Below are 25874 nucleotides of genomic sequence, written 5' to 3' on the forward strand. Positions count from 1 at the left end.
GTCTGGACGGAAACAGCGGAAACGAGAAGGTGGGTGCGGGATGGAGCGGGGACGGGTGGTGCGGATCACCGACGTGGCCGCCCTGGCGGGCGTGGCGCCCGGCACGGCGTCGAAGGCGCTGAACGGGACGGGGTCGCTGCGCGAGAGCACCCGGGAACGGGTCCGCGAGGCGGCGGAACGCCTGGGCTTCGTCCCGGACGTGACCGCGCGGTCACTCTCGGCGCGGCGCAGCTTCACCGTCGGGCTGCTCAGCACCGACTCGGCCGGCCGGTTCTCGCTGCCCGTGGTGCTCGGCGCGGAGAACGCGCTCGTCGGCGGCGAGCTGTCGGCGCTGCTGGCCACCGCCCGGCACGACCCGGTGCGCGAGCAGCACCACGTGCGTGCCCTGGTGGCCCGGCGGGTCGACGGCATCATCGTCACCGGCCGCACCACCGAACCGCGCGAACCCATCCGCGTGCCGATGCCGGTGGTGTACGCGTTCGCGCCGTCCGCCGACCCGGACGACGTCTCGGTGGTGCCCGACGACGCCCTCGGCATGCGACTGCTCGTGGAACACCTCGTGGGACTCGGCCGGCGCCGCATCGCCTACGTCGGAGGGCGCGCCGAGCAGGCGGCGTCGGTGGTGCGGCACGACGCCCTGGCCGCCGAGCTGGCAACCCGCGGCCTCGCGCTGGTGGGCCCGCCGCTGTACGGCGACTGGTCGGAGCAGTGGGGTCGACGGGCGGTGGACCTCGTTCTGGGCCTCGACGCCGCTGCCGGGGGTGACAGACCGGCCGTCGACGCCATCGTCTTCGCCTCCGACCAGCTGGCGCGGGGCGGGTGCGACCGGCTGCGGGAGCTCGGGGTGCGGGTGCCCGACGAGGTGGCCGTCACCGGGTACGACGACTGGGAGGTCATGTCGCTGGCCAGCCGCCCCCCGCTGACCACCGTGGACATGCAGCTCGAACGGCTCGGCCAGCGCGCGGCGGAGCTGCTGATCGCGGCGATCGAAGGTGATCCTGGGCGAGGGGTCGAGCGGCTGGCGCCGCGGTTGGTGGTGCGGGCTTCTACGTTGGGGGATGCGTAGGCGGGGGTGCCTGGGGTGCCTGGGGTGCCTGGGGTGCCTGGGGTGCCTGGGGTGCCCGGGGTGCCCGGGGTGCCCGGGGTGTCGGTGGGTTGGGGTGTTCTCGGCCCGGGGCGGGCGTACCGGGGGTGCTGGGTGGTGCTCGCCCGGGGTGCCGGGGCGGGCGTGCTTGCCTGGGTGTGCTGGTGGCGCGGATGCATGCCGGGGCATGCCGATCGGGGGCCGCGCTCGGACGGCCGCCGAAAGTCATGTTCTACCCAGTCATCAGGCCCAGAATCCCGCGTCATTGTGGGCCTGATGACTGGGTAGAACGTGACTTCGCGGCGGGCACGCCGGGCGGGAGGGGACAGGTGGGGCGGTGGTCAGCCAGCCGGGGAACGGGCACGACGCCGTGCCGCCTCTGCATCGTTGGTCAGCACGGTCAACGGCACAGCCCCAGCGCGGTCGCCAGCGCGGTCGCCAGGGCGGCCACCCGGTGTATTCGGCTGGCGTCGCCGCCGTGCCGACCGGATATGATCGGTCCGTCGGCCGGGGCCGTCCGGGCGAAGCCTCAGGTGACGGCCGGTTTCCTCCGCCGACGGCGGGCTGTGGCGCAGCTTGGTAGCGCATCTGCTTTGGGAGCAGAGGGTCGCTGGTTCGAATCCAGTCAGCCCGACTCGTCTGGCCTGGTGAGCCTCTGGTTCGCCAGGCCAGAACGGACCCGAGACTTGAACTCCCCGACAGAAACCCGACACCTTGGTGTTCTGGACGCCCGTCCCACGACGGGCTTCGCAGAGCGTGACGGTCACCTCGCATCGTCGCCCATGGCGCCGGGTTGTCGGGTAGCTCCCCACGCCTTCCTCGGATACCTCAATGGCATGCGACAGGTGGGGCGCAGCCTCTCCGGGCAGCCACCATCATGACCAAGAAGCCGCTCCGAGGTCGATGAGGTCACCCCTGTTCCCGGTGTCGACCGGAGTGCCGAGCTCACGCTTTGCGCTCCCGCTGGAGGGTCCTTCGTCGACGGCAGGTCCCCGTCGAGGGTGCGAATGTGAGTCTGATGGGAGTCTCCGCTGTCCGCCGGATGCCAGGCCGCCGGTGGCTACTGCCGTCCTGCGTGTACGTCGGGGGAGGCGATCGACTCTCGCCAGATGATCTGGTTGAGGGGTTCTTCGTGCTCGGGTGGTGCTTCCTTGCGCAGAGCTGCTACGAGCCGGAGCATCGCTCGGCGCCCGGCCTCAGCTCGGTTGGTGTCTACCGTGGTCAGCGAGGGGAAAAGGAACGGGCCGACGTCGTAGTTGTCCCAGCCGGTGATGCTCAGGTCTGCGGGTACGGTCCAGCCGCGCTCGGCAGCGCCGCGCATCACTCCGACCGCCACGAGATCGTTGACGGCGATGACAGCGACCGGCGGAGTGCCATCGGGAAGGGCTCGCACCGCCTGAACGCCGGTCTCGCCGGTCCAGCCGTGGCCGACGACTCCGAGCGACTCGAGCCCGAGGTGTTCGATCGTCTCGGTGAACACGTGTTCTCGTGCTCGTGCAGAGAGGAAGTCGGAGGGCCCCGCGACGTGCAGGAAGCGCGTGTGGCCGAGGGATGCCAGGCGCTCGATGAACAGCCTCACCGGAGTGGCATCGGCGAGCTCACCGGCTGAATGCATCTCGTCGTTGAAGTTCGCCGACATGACGATCGGGACATCGGGCGGAGCCTTGGTCTCGAGGCCGGGCTCGACGGGGGCGAAGGACAGAACGCCCTCGAACTCTCCTGATCCGGCCAGTTCCAGCACGCGCTGGCTACGGAGCCCGATGTGGCCGTCGACGCTGTGGACCTCCATCGTGTAGCCGGCGTGCTCTGCCGCGGCACCGGCACCGGCGAGCATGCGTACGGGGTTGTAGATCGGGAGTCCCATCACCACGGCGACGCGGCCGGTGCGCCTCGTGCGCATCGCGCGCGCCACGAGGTTGGGCTGGTAGTTCAGCTCCTCGACGGCGCGTAGCACCCGCTTGCGAGTCTCGGCCGAGATCGACCCCTTGCCCGCGAGGACGTACGAAACCGTCGACTGCGCCACGCCCGCACGGCGTGCGACATCGCGGCTGGTGGCCCGCTCCGCCATGGTCCGTTCCTCTCGTCGTCGTCCCGGACGCACCAGTGTGCCCGCCCTGTCCGTCCGACAACGTTCTTGACACCGGTCGCCGGCGCAGACACTATACCGATACGTATCACCACCGATACGTATCACTGCCCGTGCCGCCGAAGCGGTCGCCACGGGCCTTGCGACCTCAAGGAGGAGGGAAAGTGTCGTGAGCGCGATCATTCCGCAACGCCGCCGTCGGCGATCCTGCAGTCGATTCCCCTGGAGCTACCTGTCGGGCGCGCGGCCCGGGACACGGCGGTGCCCGCGATGAGTGCACTGGGCGAGCTTCGTCAGCTGCGTGCCCACCGTGCGGGTGGAGCTGGCGGCAAGAGCGCGAAGGCTGACGGCCGGGCCGCGCTCGGGTTCCTCGCGCCGTGGCTCGTGGGGTTCGTGGGCATCACGCTCGGTCCGATGCTGGTGTCGCTCTATCTGGCGTTCACCAACTACAACCTGCTCCAGGACCCGGTCTTCACAGGTCTCGACAACATCGAGCGGATGCTCGGCGACGAGCGCCTCGCCCGGTCTCTCGGGGTGACGTTCGCCTATGTCCTCGTGTCGGTGCCGGTCCAGCTTGCTGTCGCGCTGGGTATCGCGGTCCTCCTTGACCGGGGCCTACGCGGTCTCCCGCTGTACCGGTCGGTGCTCTATCTGCCCTCCCTCCTAGGTGGGAGTGTGGCCATCGCGGTCCTGTGGCGCCTTGTCTTCGGGGCCGAGGGCCTTCTGAACTCGTTCCTGGCATTGTTCGGCATCCATGGACCGGCGTGGATCGCCGAACCGAGCACAGCGCTGGGCACCATCATGGTGCTTCACGTGTGGACCTTCGGCTCGCCCATGGTCATCTTTCTTGCGGGTCTTCGCCAGATTCCTACGGAGCTTCAGGAGGCGGCACAGGTCGACGGGGCGTCCCGATGGAGGCGGTTTCGCTCGATCACCCTGCCGCTGCTGAGCCCGATCATCTTCTTCAACCTGGTGCTCGGGATCATCGGATCGTTCCAGGCGTTCACGCAGGCCTTCATCATCTCGAACGGCAGCGGTGGACCGGCGGACTCGACCCTCTTCTTCTCCTTGTACCTCTACCAGGAGGGATTTGCCGGCCTGAGAATGGGCTACGCCTCGGCCCTCGCGTGGTTGCTGCTCATCATCATCGGAGCGTTCACGGCGATCAACTTCTGGCTCTCCAAGTATTGGGTCTTCTACAATGACTAATCGCCAGCGAAAGATCCGCTCGTCGATACGGAGCGTGACGACACACGGCGTACTCATCCTCGTCGTGCTGGTCATGTTGTATCCGCTCCTGTGGATGCTCGCGAGCTCGGTCCGGCCCAACAGCGAGATATTCACGAACTCGGGAATCTTCGTCGACACGTTCGACTTCTCGCACTACCCGGATGGCTGGAACGCCCTGCAGCGCCCTTTCGGCGCATATCTTGCGAATTCCGCGATCGTGGTGGCCGGTTCGGTCATCGGGAACGTGCTCTCGTGCTCGATGGCGGCATACGCTTTCGCGCGCCTGAACTTCTCGTGGCGGCCGGTCGCTTTCGTCGTCATGATCGTGACGATCATGCTGCCGGTCCACGTCCTGATCATTCCGCAGTACGTGCTCTACGCGCAGCTGGGCTGGATCAACACCTTCCTGCCGCTCATCGTGCCCAAGTTCCTCGCCACGGATGCGTTCTTCATATTCCTCATGGTGCAGTTCATCCGTGGAATTCCGCGCGAGCTGGACGAGGCGGCTCGTCTCGACGGTGCGGGGCACGTGCGGATCTATCTGCAGATCATGCTTCCGTTGATGGTGCCGGCGATCGCCACCACCGCGGTGTTCACGTTCATCTGGACCTGGAACGACTTCTTCTCCCAGCTCATCTTCCTCACCAAACCCGACGGGTACACCGTGCCTGTCGCCCTGCGCTCGTTCATCGACGCGCAGTCCCAGTCAGATTTCGGCGCGTTGTTCGCCATGAGCGTCGTATCGCTCGTCCCGGTGTTCTTCGTCTTCCTGTTCGGCCAGCGGTTCCTCCTGCGAGGGATCGCGACGACCGGCGGGAAGTAGACGCCGAACCATCGAGCACCACCCATTTCACGTCAAGCTGACACGGAAGGCAGTTTTCAATGCGACGGATACACAAGGGCGGGGGGCTGGCGGCGCTGGCAGCCGTCGGCATGCTCCTCGCGGGCTGCGGGATCGCTTCTACCGGAAGTGGCGATGTCGAGCTCTCTGAGCAGGACGTCACGATCTCCATGACCTGGTGGGGCGGGGATGCCCGGACGCAGGCCACGCTGGAGGCCATCGAGCTCTTCGAGGCAGACCATCCGAACATCACCGTCGAACCGCAGTTCGCCGACTGGAGCGGCTACTGGGACCGGCTGGCGACGACGACAGCCGGAGGCGAAGCCCCGGACGTGATGCAGTTCGACGAGGTCTACCTCGCCTCCTACGGGGCAAGGGGCGCCCTGACGGACCTGGAGTCTCTCTCCGGCGTCCTGAAGACGGACGACCTCGATGACTCGGTGCTCGACTCGGGTCGGGTGGGCGAGCAGCTGCTGGGCCTGCCGATCGGTGCGGCGCCGAACGGCGTCATCATCAACAAGAGCCTGTTCGAGAAGTACGACGTGCCGCTGCCCGACACCACGTCGTGGACGTGGGACGAGTTCAACGCCACAGCGGAGGCGCTCTCCGACGCCTCGGGCGGAGAGGTGCGCGGCGTCAACCTCTTCGGGGCCGACACGTTCAGCCTGCGGATCTGGGCGCGACAGCACGGTGACGAGCTGTTCGACGCCGACGGCAACGTCGCCATCAGCGCCAAGACCGTCGAGGACTACTTCAACCTCGAGCGGAGCTGGATCGACTCGGGCGCCTCGGCGTCCGCCGCCGAGTGGGCCGAGACCAGCGGAGTTCCCCTCGACCAGAGCTCGATCGTCACCGGTGGTGTCGGCATGATGTTCATCGCGGCCGGCTCGTTCCCCTCCTACCAGGCGGCGGCACCGGACTTCGAGTACACGATCGCGAACTGGCCGACGGACGACTCGACCCAGGACGGATTTCAGTATCTGAAGCCGTCCATGTACTGGTCGGTCTCCTCCAGGAGCGAGCACCCGGCCGAGGCCGGTCTGCTCGTGAACTTCCTCAACAGCGACGAGCGCGTCGCCAAGCTGTTCGGGGTGGAGCGCGGCGTCCCGGTCAATCCGGCCATGAACGACGCCATCGCGGGCTCGCTCGACGAGGCGAATCAGCTGGTGGTCGACTTCACGGAGGACATGGGTCAGGAGTCCGGGCCGAGCTCCCCGGTCACACCGAACGGCGCCAGCGACGTCCAGACCGTCATCGGCCGTTACAACGAGCAGGTGCTGCTGGGCCAGATGTCCGCCGAGGAGGCGGCGGCGGGCTTCATCGACGAGGTCCAGAACGCGATCGACGCCGCGTCCTGACCTCCCGCGGCGACCACCAGGCGAGGCGCTGTCCAGCGGTCACAGCTCACTGACCGCTGGACAGCGCCGGTATCGCCGTCGTCCCGGCGGACGACCTATCACGTTCCCCACGACAGGAGACAGAAGTGATCAAGGTTGCCATCATCGGCACCGGCAACATCTCGATACTCCACATGGAGGCCTACAAGGCCTTCCCGGACCGCTGCTCCGTCGTCGCGCTCGTCGACGAGTCGATCGACAGCGCCGAGGCGAAGCGGAACCAGCTCGGTCTTCGCGACGCGCGTGTCTACGGCTCGCACGAGGAGCTCCTCGCGCAGGAGGACATCGACCTCGTCAGCATCTGCACCCCGCCGTCCACCCACGAGCAGATCGCCGTCGACTGTCTCACCGCCGGCGTGAACGTCCTGTGCGAGAAGCCGATGGCGCCCTCGCTGGCCGCGTGCGATGCCATCCTCCGGGCAGAAGCCGCCAGCGGAGCACTGTTCTCCTCCGTGGCGCAGAACCGGTTCCGGGACGACGTCGTCACGCTGAAGTCGGCCGTCGACTCCGGCCTGATCGGTCCGGTCACGCGTGTGCAGGTGGACTCGGCGTGGTGGCGCGGGCTGTCGTACTACGACCTGTGGTGGCGCGGGACCTGGGAGCAGGAGGGCGGAGGCCCGACGCTCAACCACGCGGTGCACCACATCGATCTGCTCCTGTGGCTCCTGGGGGAGCCGGAGGCCGTGACGGCGGTCCTGACCAACGCCGCTCACGAGAACGCCGAGATCGAGGACCTGTCGGTCGCCGTCCTGCAGTACGAGCGCGCCCTGGCGACCGTCACGAGCTCCGTGGTCGACCACGGCGAGCGGCAGCAGATCGTCGTCCAGGGACGGGACGCCGGCGTAAGTCTCGACGGGGTCGTGGTCGCGGACGTCGCTCAGCCCAACGGCTTCCCCGCACCAGGGGGCAACACCACGTTGGTGGACCGCCTGCACGCGCTGGCCGACGAGCACGTCCCGCTGTCGCACCTGGGGCACCAGGGGCAGGTCGACGACGTCCTGAGAGCGATCGAGCAGGGCGGGCGTCCCGCCATCGACGGCCGGGCAGGGCGGCTGACCATCGAGGTCATCACCGCCATCTACCAGGCCGGCATCGAGCGTCGAACGGTCGAGCTGCCCCTGACCACCGATGATCCCTACTACCGCAGCGGCACCATCGCGGAGCGCGCGCCGAGGTACTTCACCAAGTCGGCGTCCGTACGGCATCAGGCCGGTGCGATCAGCGTGTCCGGCGAACATGGCGTCGACGTCGCCGGGCGAGCACGATGAACGCCGGCGACGGGGCGACGTACGCACCGGCACCCCTGCCTGCACCGGTCGTCGAGGGGGGAGAGTTCGTCTTCGCCGCGGTCGGGCTGGACCACGGTCACATCTACGGCATGTGCGAGGGCCTCATCGGGGCCGGCGCCACGCTCAAGTGGGTGTACGACCCCAGTGCCGCGCGAGTTGCGCAGTTCCGGGACCGGTTCCCGGACGTTCGCGTGGCTCGCGACGAAGCCGAGATCCTGAACGATCCCGAGGTCCAGCTTGTCGCTGGCGCGGCGATCACCAACGAGCGATGCGCCCTCGGTCTGCGGGTGATCGAGTCGGGCAAGGACTACTTCACCGACAAGGCCCCCTTGACCACGCTCGAGCAGCTCGCGAGCGCTCGGGAGGCGGTCGACCGCACCGGGCGGAAGTACGCGGTCTACTACAGCGAGCGCATCCACGTCGAGGCCGCGGTGTTCACCGAGCAGCTCATCGAGCAGGGCGCGATCGGCCGGGTTCTGCAGGTGGTGGGGTTCGGGCCGCACCGGCTCAACGCGGGCAGCCGGCCTGACTGGTTCTTCCAGAAGGACAGGTACGGCGGCATCCTGACCGATATCGGCAGCCACAACGTCGACCAGATCCTGTACTACACGGGCTCGACCGACGCCCGGGTGGTCAACAGCCAGATCGCCAACTACGCCCATCCCGAGCACCCCGAGCTGGACGACTTCGGCGATGCCAACCTGGTCACCGACACCGGCGCGACGGGCTACTTCAGGTGCGACTGGTTCACCCCCGACGGCCTGCAGACGTGGGGGGACGGCCGCACCTTCATCCTGGGTACAGAGGGGTTCATCGAGCAGCGCAAGTACATGAACCTCGGCACCCAGGACGGCCCCGGGCACGTGTACCTCGCCAACGGCGAGGGGGAGACCCACTTCGAGGTCAGCGGAAAAGTGGGCTATCCGTATTTCGGCAAGCTCATCCGTGACTGCCTCGAGCGGACCGAGAACGCGATGACCCAAGCCCATGCCTTCAAGTCCGTCGAGCTGGCGATCATCGCCCAGGACCAGGCGACCGACCTGTCAGTGAGGCGCTGAGTCGCGTCCTGGCTGGCACGTGGGTCCTTCTCCCGCATGGAGGAGGACCCACGTGCGAGTGGCCGGTCAGACCTCCCTGCGACGGTGGACCACGCGGACCTCGCCGGCGGGCACGACGAGCGCGTTATCGATGGTGAGCCCGGTGAGCAGCTCGGAGCCCCGGATGCTGACCTTGGCGTCGTCGGCTCGATGGTTGATGAGGAAGACGAACTCGTCGGTGTCGGTCTCGCGCATCCCGACCTCGAGGCCGGGGAGCTTGTCAGTGACGGGCGGGGGAGTCGGCTCGATCAGATCGGTGACGAGCGCGTCGATCGACGGACTGTCGATCCCGGCCGAGACGTAGATGGCCCGGCCGCCTCCCGGATGGGTCCGAACGGTCACAGCGGGCCGGCCGTCCAGTGGCCCACCCTGGTACCGCGTGACGACGTCGGCCTCGTCGGCGTGGACGTGTTCGGTCCATTCCCGGCCGCTCCAGCCGTTGTCGAGCTGGAAGGTCTCGCCTTCTTGCAGGGGGTAGAACTCCTCGGTCCATGCGCCGAGTACGTCACGGAACGCTCCGGGATAGCCGCCGAGGCGGACCTGGTCGTTCTCGTCGACGATCCCGGAGAACGCCGTGACGACCAGAGTGCCGCCGGCCGTGACGAACTCCTCGGCGCGCCTGGCCGTGTCGTCCGCGACCAGGAAGAGCTGGGGTACGACAAGAGTGTCGTAGCCGGCGAAGTCGTTCCACGGTGGGAGGACGTCGACGCCGTCGCCCCGGCGCCAGAACGCGGCGTGCCACGCGCGGACCGCCGCGCCGTAGGGCAGGAAGTTGTTCGGCTTCACACCACGGCGAACCGCCCAGCCTGCCTCGTTGTCGAACAGGATGCCGACCTTGGCGGCCGGTACGCGGGAACCGAGGACGGGTGCCAGGCGCTGGAGGTGGGCGCCGAGTGTGCTGACCTCGCGGAAGATCTTGGTGTCCGGTCCGGCATGGGGGACCATCCCGGAGTGGAACTGCTCGGCTCCAGCTCGGGAGGCGCGCCACTGGAAGTACATGACGCCGTCGGCGCCGTGCGCGACGTGGCTGATCGCGTCACGGATGAGCTCGCCGGGGTTCTTGGCGCGGTTGCGTGGTTGCCAGTTCACCGCGCTGGTCGAGTGCTCCATGAGGAGCCACGGCCGCCGGTCGGTGGTCAGGGAACGCATGCGGTCACCGGAGAACGCGACATCCTGCTGCGGCACGGGGTCGGGTGACCGCGTGTAGTGATCGTTGGCGAGGATGTCCATGTGCGGCGCCCAGCGGGCGTAGTCGACGGCGTCCGGCTCGGCACCGACCATGAAGTTGGTGGTCACGGGCAGGTCGGGGGTGATCTCCTTGAGCAGAGCCCGCTCGGCGAGATAGTGGTCGAGCAGCTCGTCGGAGGAGAACCGGTCGAAGTCGAGCATGAGAGACGGGTTCTTCGCGTCGTTGCCACGGGGCGGCAGGATGTGCTCGAAGCTGCGGTAGTAGTGGCCCCAGAACGCTGTGCCCCAGGCCTCGTTGAGCTTCTCGACCGTCCTGTACTTCCGCTCCAGCCAGCCGCGGAACGCGGCGGCGGACACGTCGCAGTAGCAGTGCCCGTTCCCGCCGCCGAGCTCGTTGCTGACGTGCCACATCACGACGTGCTGACGGGAACCGTAGCGTTCGGCGACGGCCCGGACGATGCGCAGGGCGTGCCTGCGGAAGTCGGGGTTGCTGGGGCACCAGCCCAGCCGGGCGCCGGGCCAGTGCCGCGTCATGTCGTGGTCGACGGGTGGAAACTCGGGGTGCTCGGCCAGGAGCCAGCTGGGCGGGGCGGCGGTGGGTGTGGCCAGGTCGATCGAGATGTCGTTCTGCTCGAGCAGGTTGATGATCTCGTCGAACCACCCCCAGTCGTAGACACCCTCTGCCGTCTCGAGCAGGCCCCAGGAGAAGATGCCGAGGGAGACCATGTTGACCCCGGCCCGGCGCATGAGTTCGACGTCTTCGCGCCAGACCGACGGATCCCACTGTTCGGGGTTGTAGTCGCCGCCGAAGCTGATGCCGGCCGTGGGCCAGGGCTGGTCGGTGTGGGACAGGGTCATCCTTTGACTCCTCCGGAGATGAGGTCGAGCCGCCAGAAGCGCTGCAGGAACAGCACGAGGGCGATGAGGGGAATGATCGCGACGGCGGCGCCGGTGATCGCGAGCGAGTAGAGGGCGGGGGAGCCCGAGCCTTGGTACAGCAGTGAGCTCAGTCCAACCGTCAGGGGGAACGTGGACGGGTCGGCGAGCATGATGTAGGGCAGGAGGAAGTTGTTCCAGATGCCCACGAACTGCAGCAGGAAGACGGTGACCATGCCGGGCACCATCAGGGGCAGCACGATGCTCCGGAAGATGCGCCACTCGCCCGCGCCGTCGATCCGCGCGGCTTCGAGGGCCTCCTGGGCGATGGATCCTTCGGCGAACACCTTGCACAGGTAGATGCCGAAGGGACTGATGATGCTCGGAAGCAGCACGGACCAGCGGGTGCCGGCCAGCTGCAGCTCGGAGAGCAGGAGGTACTGCGGTACCGCGAGGGTGATGCCCGGGATGAGCAGACCGGCGAGAAGGGTGACGAAGAAGATGCGTCCTCCGGCGAAGTCGTACTTTGCCAGCGCGTAACCGGCCGCTGCCGACACGAGCGTGGACAGCAACCCGCCCAGCCCGGCATACAACGCGGAGTTGAGCGCCCACATGCCGTAGGCGCCGTCCTCGCGGGCGAACAGGTCGCCCAGGTTCTGGAGGAGTCCGCTGCCGGGGGCGAACGTGAAGGAGCTGAACAGCTCGCCCGGTGCTTTGGACGCGGCCACGAACACCCAGATCACGGGGATGAGACAGTAGATCGCGCCGATGACGAGGACGACTGTGGGAACGACCTTGCCGCGGTGCAGCGGTGATCGGCCGGGACGGACCGGAGCCGTGGTCGTGGTCATGCCATTCCCCTTCGGCTGATACGACGGACGGCCGCGAGGACGGCCACGGAGACGGCGGCCGTGCCGATCGCCAGCACCATGGATGCCGCGGCGGCCGAGGAGAGGTTGTCCAGCACGAACGCGTCGCGGTAGATCGTCATCAGCGGCGCCCAGGTGGTGGAGATGCTGTTGGTCAGTGGCATGAGCATCGCGGGCTCGCCGTACAGCTGGAGCGCGCCGAGCAGGGCGAAGATCGACGTGAGGACCAGCGCGGGACCGACCAGCGGGACCTTGATCCGCAGGGCGACCTGGACCTCGCTGGCGCCGTCGATGCGGGCCGCCTCGATCATCTCGTTCGGGATGCTCTGCAGGGCCGTGTAGATGACGAGCATGTTGAAGCCGATGCCGCCCCAGATCGTGATGTTGGCGATCGACCCGTACAGGCTGTCCGGTTCGAGGAACGGGATCGTTCCGAGGCCGATCGCACGGGTCACGTACGAGAACGGGCTCGTGTCCGGCAGGTACATGAACCCCCACATGAGGGCGGCGACGACACCTGGAACGGCGTAGGGGATGAAGATCGCGGTGCGGCCGAACCGCTTGAGGCGGGTCCCGTTCGCGTCGAGCAAGAGGGCGAACAACAGGGCCAGACCCAGGGTGAGCGGTACCGCGATGATCCCGTAGATCGTCAGCCGGCCCAGGCCGGCGACGAGGCTGGCATTGGTGAGGACCTCGGCGTAGTTGTCGAACCAGACGAAGACCGTCTGGCGTGTTCCGAGGATCCCTCCGCCGGTCAGCCGCTGGGCGAAGAAGCTTGATCCGAGGGCGTATCCGAGCGGGATGACGGTGAAGGCGACGTAGAGGACCATCGCCGGCGCGCTGAAGAGATACGGCGCGACCCGTGGGCGGAGCGAACGTCTGCGCTGTGGTGGGTGCCGGTGGTCGGGTCGCCGCGGGATCGAGACGGCGGCTGGGTCGGTGGTGGCGTGGGTCATGGTCGGTTCTCCCGCCGGCTGCGGGCTCAGTTGCCTTCCTTGACGGTGAAGCCCTGTTCCTTCATGTCCGCGACGACCGCCTCCTGCGTCGCATTGAGCGCATCCGCCCACGGGGTCCCGTTCTGGACAGCGGCATTCATCGCATCGGTGAAAGCCGCAGCGGCGACGTCGGTGTTCGGGCCCCACGTGACCGGCTTGGTGTTCTTCGCGATCTCCGCGACGATCTCGTAGTAGTCGGCCTGCTGGGGCATGAGAGCGGGCGGGTCCTGCTCGGTCGCGATCTCCTGACCGGACAGCGCGGCCGGATAGCCGTTCTGGACGTTGAGGATCATCTCGGCCCCCTCTTCGCTCGCGTTCAGCCACTTCGCGAACTCCGCGGCCTCCTCCGGGTGCTCGCTCGAGGAGGTGACGACGACGGACGACCCGCCCTGGAACGAAACGGTGGGATCGTCTGCGTCCCACCGGGGCAGCGGGGCCAGGGCCCACTTTCCGGCAGTGGAGGGCGCCACGCCCTCGATGACTCCAGGTGCCCAGACGGCCGAGGGCCACGTGAGCATGGTGCCGTCGTTGAGCTGCTTGTTGTAGGTCGGCGTCAGGATCGGGTCGGCGGCGATGAGCCCGTCGTCGTACATGCCCTGGAAGAAGTCCATGACCTCGCGTGACTTGTCACCGTCGATGTCGACCGTCCAGGTCTCGCCCTCCACCGACCACCAGTCGTCACCGGCCTGGGCCGCGACCGGGGCGTACCAGCCCCAGCCGTCGGTGCTGAGGGAGGCCATCGTCAGGTTCGGGTCCTGCTCCTTGATCGTCGCGGCCGCGTCGCGGTAGTCCTGCCACGTCACCGGCGGTTCGATCCCGAACTTGTCGAAGACGTCCTGGCGGTACAGGAGCGCCATCGGGCCAATGTCTTGCGGGATCGCGAACGCGTGGCCGTCGAAGGTGGTCTGTTCCCAGGAGCCCGGTGCGAAGTTGTCCTGCACGTCGGCGACGTAGTCGGTGATGTCCAGGGGGACGCCGGAGACGATCATCCGGGGCAGCGAGGTGTTCTCGACCAGGGCCAGGTCGGGCGCGTTGCCGGCGCGCAGCGCCGTGATGAGCTTGGCGGACGAGGTCTCGCCACCGCCCGCGTCGACGTGCTTGACCTGGATGTCCGGGTGGGACGCGTTGAACGCGTCCACTTCTTCCTGGGAGCCGGGTGCCCAGGCCCAGTACTCGAGCGTGACGGGCTCGCCCGTGTCGTCACCGGATGCCGAGCAGCCGGTGATCGCGATCGCCGCGAGCCCGAGCGCGAGGGCTGCTGCTGTGTTTCGTGGGGTACGCAAGACGTCTCCTTTGACCGAGCGTGGTTGCCGCAGTTTTCGGCAGCCGCGTTCAGGTTCGCGGACGCCTTCCGAGTTTGTCAAGTGACGAAAATAAGACCGGCAGAAGTGGGTCGGGCGTCGCTCGAGGGTCTCGGGGGCGTGCCTGAGCGTGCCCCCGTCGAGCCGACGGAGCGCGCTTCGAAGGTGCTCAGTAGCCCTGGGTGCTCACGCTCCGGTAGAGGGCCAGCGCTGCGGCGGCTCGGGCCCATTCCACGAAGTTGAAGTCGGGCAGGTCGACCTGAACGTCCCGGTCGCCGAGGTAGGTGCGCTGGAGGGCCGAGTGGAACGGGCCGAGGCGACCCCGCAGGACGGTATGGCTCTCGCCGGTGAGGACGAGCTTGTCCGGGTCCAGGAGGTTCGCGAGGTATCCGGCGACCGTGCCGAGGCCGTCCGCCGCGCGTGTCATGACGTCATTGCTCAACGGATCGCCGTCGTCCGCGCGCGCGACGACCTCGGACATGGTGCTCGATCCTGGGACGGCGCGGGTGACCGCTGTCGTCGAGCAGACGCTCCAGAGGCATCCGCGGTGGCCGAGAGGGCACTCGGGGCCACCGGAAAGGACCGGCACATGGTCGAAGCGGCCGGCCGCGCCATGGGCGCCGCGGATGATCTGCCGGTCCTCGACCAGGCCGAAACCGATCTCCTGGCCCACCGAGATCAGGACCATGCTGTTCTGGCCTTCGGAGAGCTGGGGCCATTGCTCGAACGCCGTCAGGGCGACCACGTCGTCCTCGACCCAGAGCGGGACGTCCCATGTTGCGGTGAACTCCTCCTGGAGCTGTTCGCCGATCCCGCGAACCTGTTGATGCGCCGGGTCGAGCCCTACCCTGCCCAACGGACCGCAGATCGCGACAGCGGCCACCCGGAACGCCGATGCCGTCTCCTGCAGCCACCTGGCTGCCAGCTCGACGACCTCACGGGGTGCCTCGGTCTCCAGCGAGGCGCTGTCCTCCCAGACCACCCGCCCGTCGAGGTCGACCAGCGCGGCGATGACGTCTGTCCCGCGCAGGTGCAAACCTAGGAACTGGTACGCGGTCGTCACCGCGTGGAGCATCTCTGCCGGGCGCCCCGTGGCGGCCCGCAGCTCCCGGTGCCCCTCGACCAGCAGGCCGGCGGCTTCCAGGTCGCGTGTGATGGCTGTGAGCCGGGCTCGAGAGATCCTGAGCTTGCGAGCGATGTCGCTGCGGGAGAGCCCGCCCTGCCAGAGGACCTGGTTGAAGGCGGCCTGGGTCGTCGGATGGAACTCCGGCCACCGCTCGATACCGCTGTGCCGGAGAGCGGCAGCCTCGTTCATCGGCACGAACTTAGCAGAGTGCGGGTGACCGTCCTGGTTCTCGTGGTGCCACCCACCCGCACTCCTGGTCACGACGACGAGCGCGGGCCCGCCACGCTGTCCTCCACGGCGGCGACGGTCGCGACCGCGGGGGTGCCCCGGCTCGAGCCGATGGTGACGGTCAGGCCCCGGATCGTCACGGTGGGGAATCGCATGACCCGGCGGTACCCGACCGACTCGGCCTGCGCGAGGACGACGTCGCGGCCTCCCACCACGGCGCGCACGGTCAAGCTCTCGATGCGTTGGCCGTGCCGGATGTCCTCGCTCACGACCACGGCTCCGATCGGCCGTGGCTCGTCGAACGTCAGCTCGACCGTGGGTTGCGCATCGGCAGGGTCTGGTTGCCACGGGATGTCCCGATGCGGGCCGAACACGCACGAGAAAGCGGCTGGGAGCGTGTCCGCCCCGGTCGCGCCGCGGATGGACGACGGGTAGGCGCGCGAGGGCACCACCCCGGTGCGGAACCGTTCGACGAGCTCGCCCAGCCGCGCGAGCTCGCGCTGGTCCGGTTCGGCGACGAGGCCGCGAGCGTCCGGCGGAACGTTGAGGAGGAACGTCGCGTTGCCTCCGGTGGAGCTGCACCAGATCTCGAAGAGCTCCTCTGCGGTGCGCACGGCAGCGTCCTCGTCGGCGTGGTAGAACCACCCGGGCCTCATGGAGGTGTTGACCTCGGCGGGGTACCAGACCAGGTCGTCGAGGCGGCCGGCCAGGGCCTCGCGGCTACCGAGATCCTCGTCGTTGCTCCGTACCAGGCGTGAGAACTGGCCGTCGTCAACGTGCTGGGACTGCTGCGCGATGCGTTCCGCGTCACGCAGTGCGCCCGGGACGACGCTCCACTCGTTCGTGCGCGTGTGGCCGGCCTCGTTACCGCACCATCGGACGTCGGGTCCGCAGACGCTGATGACCGCGTCCGGCTGGAGGTGGCGGATCGTCTCGTAGTAACGGTCCCAGTCGTAGACCTGAACGCGCCCGTCGGGCCCCTCGCCGTTGGCGCCGTCGAACCAGACCGAGAAGACCGGACCGTACCGGGTGAGGAGCTCGGTGAGCTGCGCGACGAAGAAGTCGTCATAGGCCGGGCCGGAACCGTAGGTGCGCTCGGTGCGGTCCCAGGGCGAGAGATAGACGCCGAACTGGAGGCCGTGCCGCCTCGCAGAGTCCGCTACTTCGGCGACCAGATCACCGGAACCGTGGCGCCACGGGGAAGAGGCGACGGAGTGGGTCGTCACGTCGCTGGGCCAGAGGCAGAAGCCGTCGTGGTGCTTGGCCGTGAGGATCACGCCCGTCATGCCGGCGCTCCTGATCGACCGCATCCATTGATCGGTGTCGAGCCCGGTGGGATCGAAGAGCGCGGGGTCCTCGTGGCCCAGGCCCCATTCGCGGTTGGTCATCGTGTTCATCCCGAAGTGGATGAATGCGTAGAACTCCAGCTGCTGCCAGGCGACCTGGCGTTCGTGGGGTCGGACCGCGGCGAGACGGTCGGTCTCGTCGACAACTGAGGTCATCGGTTCCTGCCTGCCTGGTGTCGTGTCGGAGCGGCGCTGGTGCTGGCCGGGCCGAGTTATTTTTGTGAGTTGACAAACGCGACTCTACAGGGTGGACAACGGGGGTGTCAGCATGGGAGCACTCGGTGAGGTGGACGGGTCGCGGGACCTGCTGGGTGAGCTGAGGGTGCTGGCCCAACGCCGCGGACAGTCTCCGGGACGTGCATAGACGTCTTGCGTCATCGTTCACATTGGGATTGTTGTTGCGCCAGGAGGTGCGAGGTCCGCTTCGAGAACGCGATCTGGCATGGTGCGACACGGCGAGCATGCCAAGCCGCGTCTCAAAGCGTGCAAGGCACCTGGCTCGAAGCTCCGGGCTTCGTGCGGTGAGCGCGCTGCGGCCCAGCACTGGACGGACGAGAAGCACCGCGTCGTGCATCCCGGACCCGGCTACTCGTCTTTGGCTCGGGCCGGCGTGACGCGGACCTTGAGGTTCTTCATCAGGGGCTGGTTGCTCTGTGTGCTGTAGTCACTGATTCCGACCAGAGCGTTCATCTCCGGCATGTAGCCCGCGGCGCTGCCCCGGGGCAGGTCGTACGCCAGCGCACGATAGCCACGCAGTTCCCGGACGCTTCCGTCCTTGGAGGTGGCGACGATGTCGACCAGTGTGCCCTGGGGGATCCCGCGTGAGGTCATGTCCTCGGTGTTCATCAGGATCAGGGTGCGCAGGTTCTTGATCCCGCGGTAGCGGTCGTTGTCGGAGTAGATCGTGGTGTTCCACTGGTCGTGTGACCGCATGGTCTGCAGCACGAGCACGTCGTCCGACTCCGGGACGACGTCGGGCAGCGGGGCGCAGGAGAACTCGGCGCGTCGGGTCGGTGTGTGGAAGACGAGCTCGCGGGCGGGCTGCTCGATCCGGAACCCTCGGGGGCGGCGCACCCGGGTGTTGAAGTCCTCGAAGCCGACCAGAGCTCGGGCCATCACGTCGCGGATTCGGTCGTAGTCCTCGACGTACCACTCCCATGGGGTGGTGCTGTCGGGCAGCGTGGCCCTGGCCATCGCGGCGATGATCGCGGGTTCGGACAGGAGGTGGGGCGAGGGTGGTTTCCGGTGGCCGCGTGAGAGGTGCACCATGCTCATCGAGTCCTCGACGGAGACGGACTGGAGTCCGCTGCGCTGGGGGTCGCGTTCGGTGCGGCCCAGGCACGGCAGGATGAGCGCCTTGCGGCCGTGGTCGAGGTGGCTGCGGTTGAGCTTGGTGCTGACGTGGACGGTCAGCTCGCACCGGTGCATGCCGGCTGCCGTGTATGCGGTGTCGGGAGCCGCGCGGACGAAGTTGCCGCCCATGCCGACGAAGACCTTGACCGCGCCGCGGTGCATCGCCTGCACGGTGGCCACCGTGTCGAGGCCGTGCTCGAGTGGCGGACGGATGTCGCAGGCCGCGGCGAGCCGGTCGAGGAACTCTCGCGACGGGCGGTGGTCGATGCCGCAGGTGCGGTTGCCCTGGACGTTGCTGTGGCCGCGCACGGGGGAGGGTCCGGTGCCTTCCCGGCCGAGGTTGCCGCGCAGGAGCAGGACGTTGACGATCTCGCGGACGGTGTCCACGCCGTGCTCGTGCTGGGTGAGGCCCAGGCACCAGCTCATCAGCGTGCGGTCGGACGCCAGGTAGATCTGACCGGCCTTGCGGATCTCCGACTCGCTCAGGCCGGACTGCGTGGTCAGATCCGCCCAGGTGGTGGCTTCGACCAGCGCGCGGTACCGGTCTGATCCATGGGTGTGCCGTGCGAGGAAGGCCTGGTCGACGGCGGCGGGGTGGGTGGCGTGGGCCTCGAAGACCGACTTGGCGATCCCTCGCAGGAGCGCGAGATCCCCGCCCGGGCGTACCTGGAGGTTGAGGGAACTGGTCCTGGTTGCCTTGTTCAGGGCCATGTCGACGACCTCGTGCGGGATGATGGCGCGCCGTGCTGCGGCTTCCACGAGCGGGTTGACGTGAACGATCTGAGCGCCCCGTTCGTATGCGTGGGTGAGCGCGGTCAGCATTCTCGGCGCGTTGGAGGCGGCGTTGACGCCGAAGATGAACAGCGCGTCGGCGGTCTCCCAGTCGTCGAGGTCGGCGGTGCCCTTGCCGGTGCCGAGGGCCGCCTGCAGGGCCAGGCCCGAGGCCTCGTGGCACATGTTGGAACAGTCCGGCAGGTTGTTGGTGCCGTACTCGCGGGCCATCAGCTGGTACAGGAACGTCGCCTCGTTGCTGAGCCGGCCAGATGTGTAGAAGGCGGCCTGGTCTGGGCTGTCCAGGCCGCGCAGCTCCTGCCCGATCATCGCGAACGCGGCCGCCCAGGTGATGGGTACGTACCGGTCGGTTGCTGCGTCGTACGACATGGGTTCGGTCAGGCGGCCCGCCGCCTCCAGGTCGGCGTCCCGCCAGCCGCGCAGCTCGTCGACGGCGTGAGCGGCGAAGAAGTGCCGGTCGGCGCGCCGGGCGGTCATCTCCCAGGCGACGTGCTTGACCCCGTTCTCGCACAGGTCGAGCGCCAGGCCTTTCAGGTCGTCCGGCCACGCGCAACCGGGGCAGTCGAAGCCGCCGTCGGAGTGGTTCATGCGGGCCATGGCGCGCGGGCCCGAGACGACGGCGCCCTCCTTGGCCAGGAACGTCCCGACCGACCGGGCAGCGCCCCACCCGGCCGCCGGATGGTGATAGTCCGCCTGCGACCACGACGGGTCCGGCGTCTGGTGTGACTCGGGGTCGGTCATGCGTTGCTGCTCCTGTCGGGGACGCGGTTTCTCGGGCCTGTCCGGAGCCGTGCACGCCGGTGCGCCGGGCGCACCGTGCTCGGGCGGGCTCGTCTCACGTGGCGGCGGGCAGTGGCGTCCGTACCCGCCCGACGGTCGTGACGTAGAGCAGCAGGCCGGCGCTGGTCAGGACGGCGCCGGCCCAGACCGTGGACAGGGTTCCCCAGCCGGCGTCGAGGGTGATGGCGCCGCCGATCGCGCCGAGGGAGTTGGCCAGGTTCAGGGCGGCGAGGTTGAGGGCGCCCATGAGGGTGGGGGCGTCGGGCGCGAAGCCGGTGAGCCGGACCTGGATGGTGGGGATGGCGAACATCATCGTGGCCCCGGTGCCGAAGAAGCAGAGCAGCAGGACGGTGAGGTTGTTGCCGGCGATGCCGATCAGGACCAGGAAGACGAGCACGCCGCCGTACCCGTAGAGCAGGCCGCGGCTCTCGTACCGGTCGGCGACGCGTCCGCCCAGGCCGTTGCCTACGGCCATGCCGATGCCGAACACGGCCAGTGCGAGGGGGATGAGAGCGGGGTCCTGGTGGGCGGCGTCGGTGATGAAGGGGCCGATGAAGGTGTAGACGGCGAAGATGCTGGAGATGCCGAGGGCGGCGACGGCGACCATGAGCCAGACGTTGAGGCGGCGCAGGGCGCTCAGCTCGTTGCGGATGGAGCCGCCGTGCAGGTCGCTGGTGCGTGGCAGCCAGGCGACCAGGGCGGCGCCGGCGAGCAGGCCGATGACGACGACGGCCCAGTACATGGCGCGCCAGCCGGCGTTCTGCCCGATGAAGGTGCCCAGGGGTGAGCCGACGATGGTGGCGACGGTCAGACCGCCCATGACGGTGGCGAAGGCTTTGCCGCCGCGCCCGGGACCGTAGACGTAGGCGGCGACCACGGCGCCGGCCCCGAAGAACGCGCCCTGGACGCTGCCCGCGATGAACCGGAACACGACCAGCAGGGCGAGGTTGGGTGCGATGGCCGACAGTCCGTTGCCGATCAGGAACAGTGCGACCAGGCCGAGCAGCAGGGTGCGGCGGTTGGTGCGTGCGGCGATCAGCGTGATGGCGGGGGAACCGATCATGACGCCGAAGGCGTAGGCGGTGATGGCGTAGGTCGCTACGGGGATCGACACGTCCAGGTCGGCGGCGAAGAGCTGGATGATGCCGTTGCTGCCGAACTCGCCGGTACCGATCGCGAACGTGCCCAGCGCCAGCGCGAACAGGGCCAGTCGCGGGTTGCGGCTGGGTGCGGTGGCGGCAGTGTGGCGCGGCTCCTCGGCTTCGCACTGCGCCTGGTAGGCATGCTCGTGCATGGTTCCTCCGTCGTGAGGGTCAACGATCTCGGGCCGAGCCTGCCGGTTGTCGGTAGACACCCTGTGAATCGATGTCTCAGTGCGCGACGGCGAAATCCACTCGTTGTCCACCGCGTCCTCGTAGCGTTGAGCCCTGGCCGGGCAGGCGCCCGACGGTCGTCAGGTGGCCTGGATGATTCACCGCGCTGGAAGGTAGGGCGGAGCATGCCTCAGGAGAGCGAACCGGCAGCCGGCACAGAGGATGTCCGTGCCGAGGCTGTCGCGGCCCTGGCAGATGCGCCGTCCTTGAACCCGGAGCAGTTTCGCCGTCTCGCCTCGTACGGTGAGCGTGAGGACGTCGCTCAGGGCGATGTGCTGTACGCCACGGGTGACCGGCGCTACGACCTCTTCCTGATCGAGTCGGCGGTCGTCGACGTGGTGCGCGATGCCACGGCCACCGACTCCGAGTACGTGGTCTACTCCCGGCACCCGGGTGACTTCACGGGCGAGCTGAGCATGCTCACCGGGCAGTCGGTGTTTCTGACCGCCAGGGTCAGCCGCCCTGGTGTCGTGATCCGGATCGGTGGAGAACGGTTCCGTGCGGTGCTCCGTGAGCAGGTCGACATCGCCGACGTGATCGTCGAGGCGTTCAGCGTCCGCCGCCGCATCGTGCAACGGGCTGCCGGCAGCGTGCTGGAGATCGTCGGCGCACCGAACTCTGACCAGACGCGTGCTCTTCAGGCCTATGCGGCCCGGCTCCTGCTCCCGCACGAGGCCCTGGACGCCGACTCCGTTCCCGGACAGGCGCTCATGGCCGCCCATGGCCTGACGGCGGCGGACCTTCCGGTCGCGGTCGTCTCGGACCGCGCGCTCCGCAGGGCGGCGCCCCACGACGTCGCCGCGGCGATCGGCCTGACGTACGACGGCTCCCCGGGGTCCGGCGACTCGATGCGCGCGGTGGACCTCGTGGTCGTCGGAGCAGGCCCGGCCGGTTTGGCGGCGGCGGTCTACGGGGCGTCCGAAGGCCTGGCCACGGTGCTGCTCGACTCGGGTGGGGCAGGTGGGCAGGCTGCCACGAGCTCTCGGATCGAGAACTATCTCGGGTTTCCGCGTGGCGTCAGCGGGGAGGAGCTGACGAGGCTGGCGCTGGTGCAGGCGCTGAAGTTCGGTGCGCAGCTGTACGCACCGTGCGACGTGGTGGCGCTGGACGTCGGCGACCCGCGCGGTCCCGCGGTGCGCCTTGCGGACGGCGTGCGTCTTCGGGCCCGGTCGCTGATCGTCGCCACCGGAGCGCGCTATCGTCGGCTGTCCGTTCCCCGGCTGGACGAGTTCGAGAAGCTCGGGCACGTGCGCTACTCGGCCACCGAGCTCGACGCGCGCGACTGCGTCACCCGGCCCGTCACGGTGGTCGGTGGAGCGAACTCCGCTGGTCAGGCGGCCCTGTTCCTGGCGGCCCGGGGTGCACGTGTCGATCTCGTGGTCAGGGGCGAGGAGATCCGGCAGAGCATGTCGGACTACCTGTGCAGGCGGCTGGAGGCGGATCCCAAGATCCACCTCCACCACCGCACGCAGGTCGTGGGGTTGACCGGCGACGGCGCGCTCAGCGGCGTCGTCCTGGCGCATGGCGATGCCCCCGGCCGTGAAGTTCCCAGCAGTGCGGTGTTCTGCTTCATCGGTGCCGACCCCGACACGGACTGGCTCGCCTGCCTGGAGCGCGACCCGCACGGGTTCCTGCTCACCGGGACCCGGACGTCCGCACGGACGGCAGGGCCGGGCAGGCCGGCCCTGCCGTATCAGACGAGCCACCCGCGGGTGTTCGCCGCGGGTGACGTCCGTGCAGGGTCGGTCAAGCGGGTGGCCTCGGCTGTCGGTGAGGGGGCCGGGGCTGTCGCATCCGTGCACCAGATGCTGGCTCAGGAGCACGACGGAGCACTGCGGCTCTGACGGTCAGTGCAGGAGCTCCGTCCAGTTGTGCGGGAGACGTTCGACGGGACCAGGGCTGGGCTGGCTGAGGGGGCGGCTGCGCGGCGGAGCCAGGACCGGCCCGTCCATGGACAGTCCGGTGCGGTAGTCGTAGAACCAGTCCTCACCTGGTTCGAAGCTCTGGATGATCGGGTGCCCGGCCTGTCGGGCATGCCGGGACGCATGCCCGGCCGGTGAGCTGTCGCAGCACCCCACGACACCACAGGTCGCGCACCGCCTGAGGTGCAGCCACCAGCCCGTGCCGCTGGACAGACACTCGCGGCAGCCCAGGCCGCTCGGTGGCTTGTCGGTGTCGATCAGCGGGTCGATGTCGCTCGTCATCGTGCTGGCTCCTCGTGTCGTTGCTGAGACGTTCTGATGGCGCCCCGGGGATGGTCGCCGCCGCCGGGACTCACTGCCGCACGGCGTTCTCGAGCGCGTGCGCGATCCGCACCAGCGTGGCCTCACCCCAGCGTGGGCCGACGAGCTGCACTCCGACGGGCAAGCCCGCGGCATCGGTGCCCGCGGGCAGGGAGACCGCCGGTAGGCCTGCCATCGAGATCCCGTAGGTGTACCTGACGAAGGTCTCGAACGTGCCGGCGGACCGTCCGTTGTGTCGCATGGTGGTGTCCTGGGTGATCGGGACAGCGGTCGCCGGCGTGGTGGCCGTGAGCAGCACGTCCACCGTGGTGAACGTGTCCGCGAACGCCCGGCGGAGCGCGGGCAGCGTGGCGGCCTGGACCTTTGCGTACTGGAATGCGGGTACGGGCTCCGGCTCAGGTCCGACCTGCGCACCCAGAGCGGCCCGGACGTCCGCGCCGAAGCGGTCGAGGTGCGCGACGATCCCGCCGTCGATGCCCGCGGTTCGCAGTGCGCGCTCGGTGAGCACGACGGCTTCCGGAACTACCGTGACGAAGCCCTGTGCGGTCGCCGCCTCGACACCTTCGACCGTCACCGGCACGAGGACGGCGCCCGCATCTTCGAGCGTGCGGTATGTACGGGCCAGGGCACGGTCGACGTCGGGCGTGTTGTCCGCCGCGAAGAAACCGTCGGGAATCCCGATGCGCGCTCCGCGCAGGCATCCGATGGCCGTCGCGAGGGACTCGGGTACGTCCGTGCCGGGCGGCCCGTGTCTCGCATCCGGGTCCAACGTGTCCGGGCCGGAGGAGATGACCCGAAGGAGCGCCACTGCGTCGGCCACGGTGTGGGCGATCGGCCCCACGACGTCGCACGTCCATGACAGGCCGAACATGCGTCCCCGGCTGACCCGGCCGAGCGTCGGCTTGAGACCGACGACCCCGCACAGCGCCGCCGGGATCCGCACCGATCCACCGGTGTCGCTGCCGATGGCCGCCGAGCACAGGCGTGCGGCGACCGCGGCAGCCGACCCGCCGCTGGAACCTCCGGGGATCCGCAGCGGGTCGTAGGGGTTGCGCACCGCACCGTAGTGGGGGTTGTTGCTCGTGATGCCGAACGAGCTCTCGTGCAGGTTGGTCTTGCCCAGGACGACCGCGCCGGCCCGGCGCAGCCGCCGCACTGCTGTGGCGTCGTGGTCGGGGATGAATGACTCGAGCAGCGCGGTGCCGTTGGTCGTGGTGGTGCCGGCGGTGAACAGGTTGTCCTTGACGGCCAGCGGGACACCGTGCAGCGGACCCAGCGGACCCCCCTGGGCACGGAGGCGGTCGAGCCGGGTGGCCTCCGCCAGGGCGTCCTGCCCACGCGAGAGGATGAACGCGTTGAGCCCGTCCGGTCCGTCCAGTGCGTCGATCCGTTCCAGGTACGCCCGCGTGAGCTCGAGGCTGGACAGGTCGCCACGGCTTATCGCGGCGGCCTGGTCGAGCATCGCTCCGGACACCTCCGACACGTACGGGCCCGACACGGCGGCCGGTGGGGGCGGGACGGTTCGAGAACGGCCGGGGGACGTGACCATCGCGTCACGCCCCGGTGTTCCGGACCATCGAGATCAGCTCCATGGCAGCGGGACCCGACGACGCCGGGTTCTGCCCGGTGACGAGCATCCCGTCGACCACGACGTGGGGCTCGAAGTTGCGCACCCTGGAGAACACGGCTCCGCGCGCGACGAGGTCGTCCTCCACGAGGAACGGCACAACCTCGGTCAGGCCCATCGCGTCTTCCTCGCTGTCGGTAAATCCGGTGACCTGTCGGCCTGCCACGAGCGGCTCACCGTCCGCGGTGGTGGCGTGGCGCAGCGCACCAGGCGCATGGCACACCAGCGCGAGAGGCCGGCCGGCCCGCACCATCCGTTCGATCAGCGCGATCGAGGCCGGGTCCTCGGCCAGATCCCACAGCGGGCCGTGCCCACCCGGGTAGAACACCGCGTCGAAGTCGTCGACGGAGACCGAGTCCAGCCGGGCCGTCGCGCCGAGCAAGGCTTCCGCATCCACGTCGGCCTCGAACCGCCGCGTTCGTTCGGTCTGGAACTGCGGCTCGTTGCTCTTGGGGTCCAAGGGCGGACGTCCGCCCTGTGGCGAGGCGAGGGTGATGTCCCATCCCACATCACGGAAGTGGTAGTAGGGCGTCGCGAGCTCCTCGAGCCAGAACCCGGTCTTGCGTCCCGTGTCGCCCAGCTCACCGTGCGAGGTCAGTACGATCAGGATCTTCATGGACGCGACGCTATGGCGCTGCACTGGACACCCTGTTGACGGGGCGTGGACGGTCGATGGATCGCTCTACGGCAACGGATTGCCGCACGAGCCAGGGTGAAACCACCCCCTGCGGGATGGCGGACCTTGTCCCACGG

At 68.7% G+C, this 25874-nt stretch carries 19 protein-coding genes and 1 tRNA gene; 8 read left to right on the forward strand and 12 right to left on the reverse strand.

The window, feature by feature from the left end:
* Window positions 1-40: 40 nt before the first annotated feature.
* The gene (locus tag ACIBBF_RS01840; protein WP_397409881.1) at window positions 41-1066 is read left to right on the forward strand and encodes a LacI family DNA-binding transcriptional regulator; all 1026 of its coding nucleotides are present in this window, start codon (window positions 41-43) and stop codon (window positions 1064-1066) included.
* Between the two features lie 578 nt (window positions 1067-1644).
* Window positions 1645-1718: transfer RNA gene (locus tag ACIBBF_RS01845), tRNA-Pro, on the forward strand.
* A 426-nt stretch (window positions 1719-2144) separates the two neighbouring features.
* Here the strand turns inward: ACIBBF_RS01845 and ACIBBF_RS01850 are convergent.
* A complete protein-coding gene (locus ACIBBF_RS01850; protein WP_397409883.1) occupies window positions 2145-3152 on the reverse strand; it encodes a LacI family DNA-binding transcriptional regulator in 1008 nt (335 codons plus the stop codon).
* A 288-nt stretch (window positions 3153-3440) separates the two neighbouring features.
* On the opposite strand from ACIBBF_RS01850, the gene ACIBBF_RS01855 reads away from it, so the two are divergent.
* The 5 genes from ACIBBF_RS01855 (at window position 3441) to ACIBBF_RS01875 (ending at window position 8985) form a co-directional block, all read left to right on the forward strand.
* The gene (locus tag ACIBBF_RS01855; protein ID WP_397409885.1) at window positions 3441-4379 is read left to right on the forward strand and encodes a carbohydrate ABC transporter permease; all 939 of its coding nucleotides are present in this window, start codon (window positions 3441-3443) and stop codon (window positions 4377-4379) included.
* Window positions 4372-5223 carry a carbohydrate ABC transporter permease gene (locus tag ACIBBF_RS01860; RefSeq protein WP_397409887.1) on the forward strand — a complete coding sequence of 284 codons (852 nt, stop codon included), beginning with the start codon at window positions 4372-4374 and terminating at the stop codon, window positions 5221-5223. Before ACIBBF_RS01855 ends, ACIBBF_RS01860 begins: the two co-directional genes overlap by 8 nt.
* A 59-nt stretch (window positions 5224-5282) precedes the next feature.
* Window positions 5283-6599 (forward strand): ABC transporter substrate-binding protein, encoded by a 1317-nt coding sequence (locus ACIBBF_RS01865; protein WP_397409889.1) that lies wholly within the window; start codon window positions 5283-5285, stop codon window positions 6597-6599.
* A 125-nt stretch (window positions 6600-6724) separates the two neighbouring features.
* Window positions 6725-7906, forward strand: a complete 1182-nt coding sequence (locus ACIBBF_RS01870) for a Gfo/Idh/MocA family protein (protein WP_397409891.1) — start codon at window positions 6725-6727, stop codon at window positions 7904-7906.
* On the forward strand, window positions 7903-8985 hold the full coding sequence (locus ACIBBF_RS01875) for a Gfo/Idh/MocA family protein (protein WP_397409893.1): 1083 nt from the start codon (window positions 7903-7905) through the stop codon (window positions 8983-8985). Before ACIBBF_RS01870 ends, ACIBBF_RS01875 begins: the two co-directional genes overlap by 4 nt.
* A 66-nt stretch (window positions 8986-9051) precedes the next feature.
* On the opposite strand, the gene ACIBBF_RS01880 is transcribed toward ACIBBF_RS01875, so the two are convergent.
* From ACIBBF_RS01880 to ACIBBF_RS01915, 8 genes are all read right to left on the reverse strand, one after another.
* Window positions 9052-11070, reverse strand: coding sequence for a beta-galactosidase (locus ACIBBF_RS01880; protein WP_397409895.1), 2019 nt, complete (start codon window positions 11068-11070; stop codon window positions 9052-9054).
* Window positions 11067-11939 carry a carbohydrate ABC transporter permease gene (locus ACIBBF_RS01885; protein ID WP_397409897.1) on the reverse strand — a complete coding sequence of 291 codons (873 nt, stop codon included), beginning with the start codon at window positions 11937-11939 and terminating at the stop codon, window positions 11067-11069. Before ACIBBF_RS01885 ends, ACIBBF_RS01880 begins: the two co-directional genes overlap by 4 nt.
* Window positions 11936-12913, reverse strand: coding sequence for a carbohydrate ABC transporter permease (locus tag ACIBBF_RS01890; RefSeq protein WP_397409899.1), 978 nt, complete (start codon window positions 12911-12913; stop codon window positions 11936-11938). The genes ACIBBF_RS01885 and ACIBBF_RS01890 overlap by 4 nt, the downstream gene beginning before the upstream one ends.
* A 26-nt stretch (window positions 12914-12939) precedes the next feature.
* Window positions 12940-14235, reverse strand: a complete 1296-nt coding sequence (locus ACIBBF_RS01895; RefSeq protein ID WP_397409901.1) for an ABC transporter substrate-binding protein — start codon at window positions 14233-14235, stop codon at window positions 12940-12942.
* A 187-nt stretch (window positions 14236-14422) separates the two neighbouring features.
* The gene (locus tag ACIBBF_RS01900) at window positions 14423-15568 is read right to left on the reverse strand and encodes an ROK family protein (protein WP_397409903.1); all 1146 of its coding nucleotides are present in this window, start codon (window positions 15566-15568) and stop codon (window positions 14423-14425) included.
* Between the two features lie 68 nt (window positions 15569-15636).
* Window positions 15637-17109 (reverse strand): alpha-L-fucosidase, encoded by a 1473-nt coding sequence (locus tag ACIBBF_RS01905; protein ID WP_397409905.1) that lies wholly within the window; start codon window positions 17107-17109, stop codon window positions 15637-15639.
* Window positions 17110-17538: 429 nt separating this feature from the next.
* Window positions 17539-19839: an FdhF/YdeP family oxidoreductase gene (locus ACIBBF_RS01910; protein ID WP_397409907.1), complete on the reverse strand. Its 2301-nt coding sequence runs from the start codon at window positions 19837-19839 to the stop codon at window positions 17539-17541.
* Window positions 19840-19933: 94 nt separating this feature from the next.
* Complete coding sequence (locus tag ACIBBF_RS01915; protein ID WP_397409909.1) at window positions 19934-21172, reverse strand: MFS transporter; 1239 nt, start codon at window positions 21170-21172, stop codon at window positions 19934-19936.
* A gap of 204 nt (window positions 21173-21376) precedes the next feature.
* On the opposite strand from ACIBBF_RS01915, the gene ACIBBF_RS01920 reads away from it, so the two are divergent.
* On the forward strand, window positions 21377-23095 hold the full coding sequence (locus tag ACIBBF_RS01920; RefSeq protein WP_397409911.1) for an FAD-dependent oxidoreductase: 1719 nt from the start codon (window positions 21377-21379) through the stop codon (window positions 23093-23095).
* A gap of 3 nt (window positions 23096-23098) precedes the next feature.
* On the opposite strand, the gene ACIBBF_RS01925 is transcribed toward ACIBBF_RS01920, so the two are convergent.
* The 3 genes from ACIBBF_RS01925 to ACIBBF_RS01935 all read right to left on the reverse strand — a co-directional run bounded on the left by ACIBBF_RS01925 (window position 23099) and on the right by ACIBBF_RS01935 (window position 25737).
* Window positions 23099-23455, reverse strand: coding sequence for a UBP-type zinc finger domain-containing protein (locus ACIBBF_RS01925; protein ID WP_397409913.1), 357 nt, complete (start codon window positions 23453-23455; stop codon window positions 23099-23101).
* A gap of 70 nt (window positions 23456-23525) precedes the next feature.
* Complete coding sequence (locus ACIBBF_RS01930) at window positions 23526-24968, reverse strand: amidase (protein ID WP_397409915.1); 1443 nt, start codon at window positions 24966-24968, stop codon at window positions 23526-23528.
* 79 nt (window positions 24969-25047) lie between these two features.
* Window positions 25048-25737, reverse strand: a complete 690-nt coding sequence (locus ACIBBF_RS01935) for a type 1 glutamine amidotransferase domain-containing protein (protein ID WP_397409917.1) — start codon at window positions 25735-25737, stop codon at window positions 25048-25050.
* Window positions 25738-25874: the final 137 nt, after the last annotated feature.

It is taken from the genome of Promicromonospora sp. NPDC050880 (assembly GCF_044456525.1).
Taxonomy (GTDB): domain Bacteria; phylum Actinomycetota; class Actinomycetes; order Actinomycetales; family Cellulomonadaceae; genus Promicromonospora.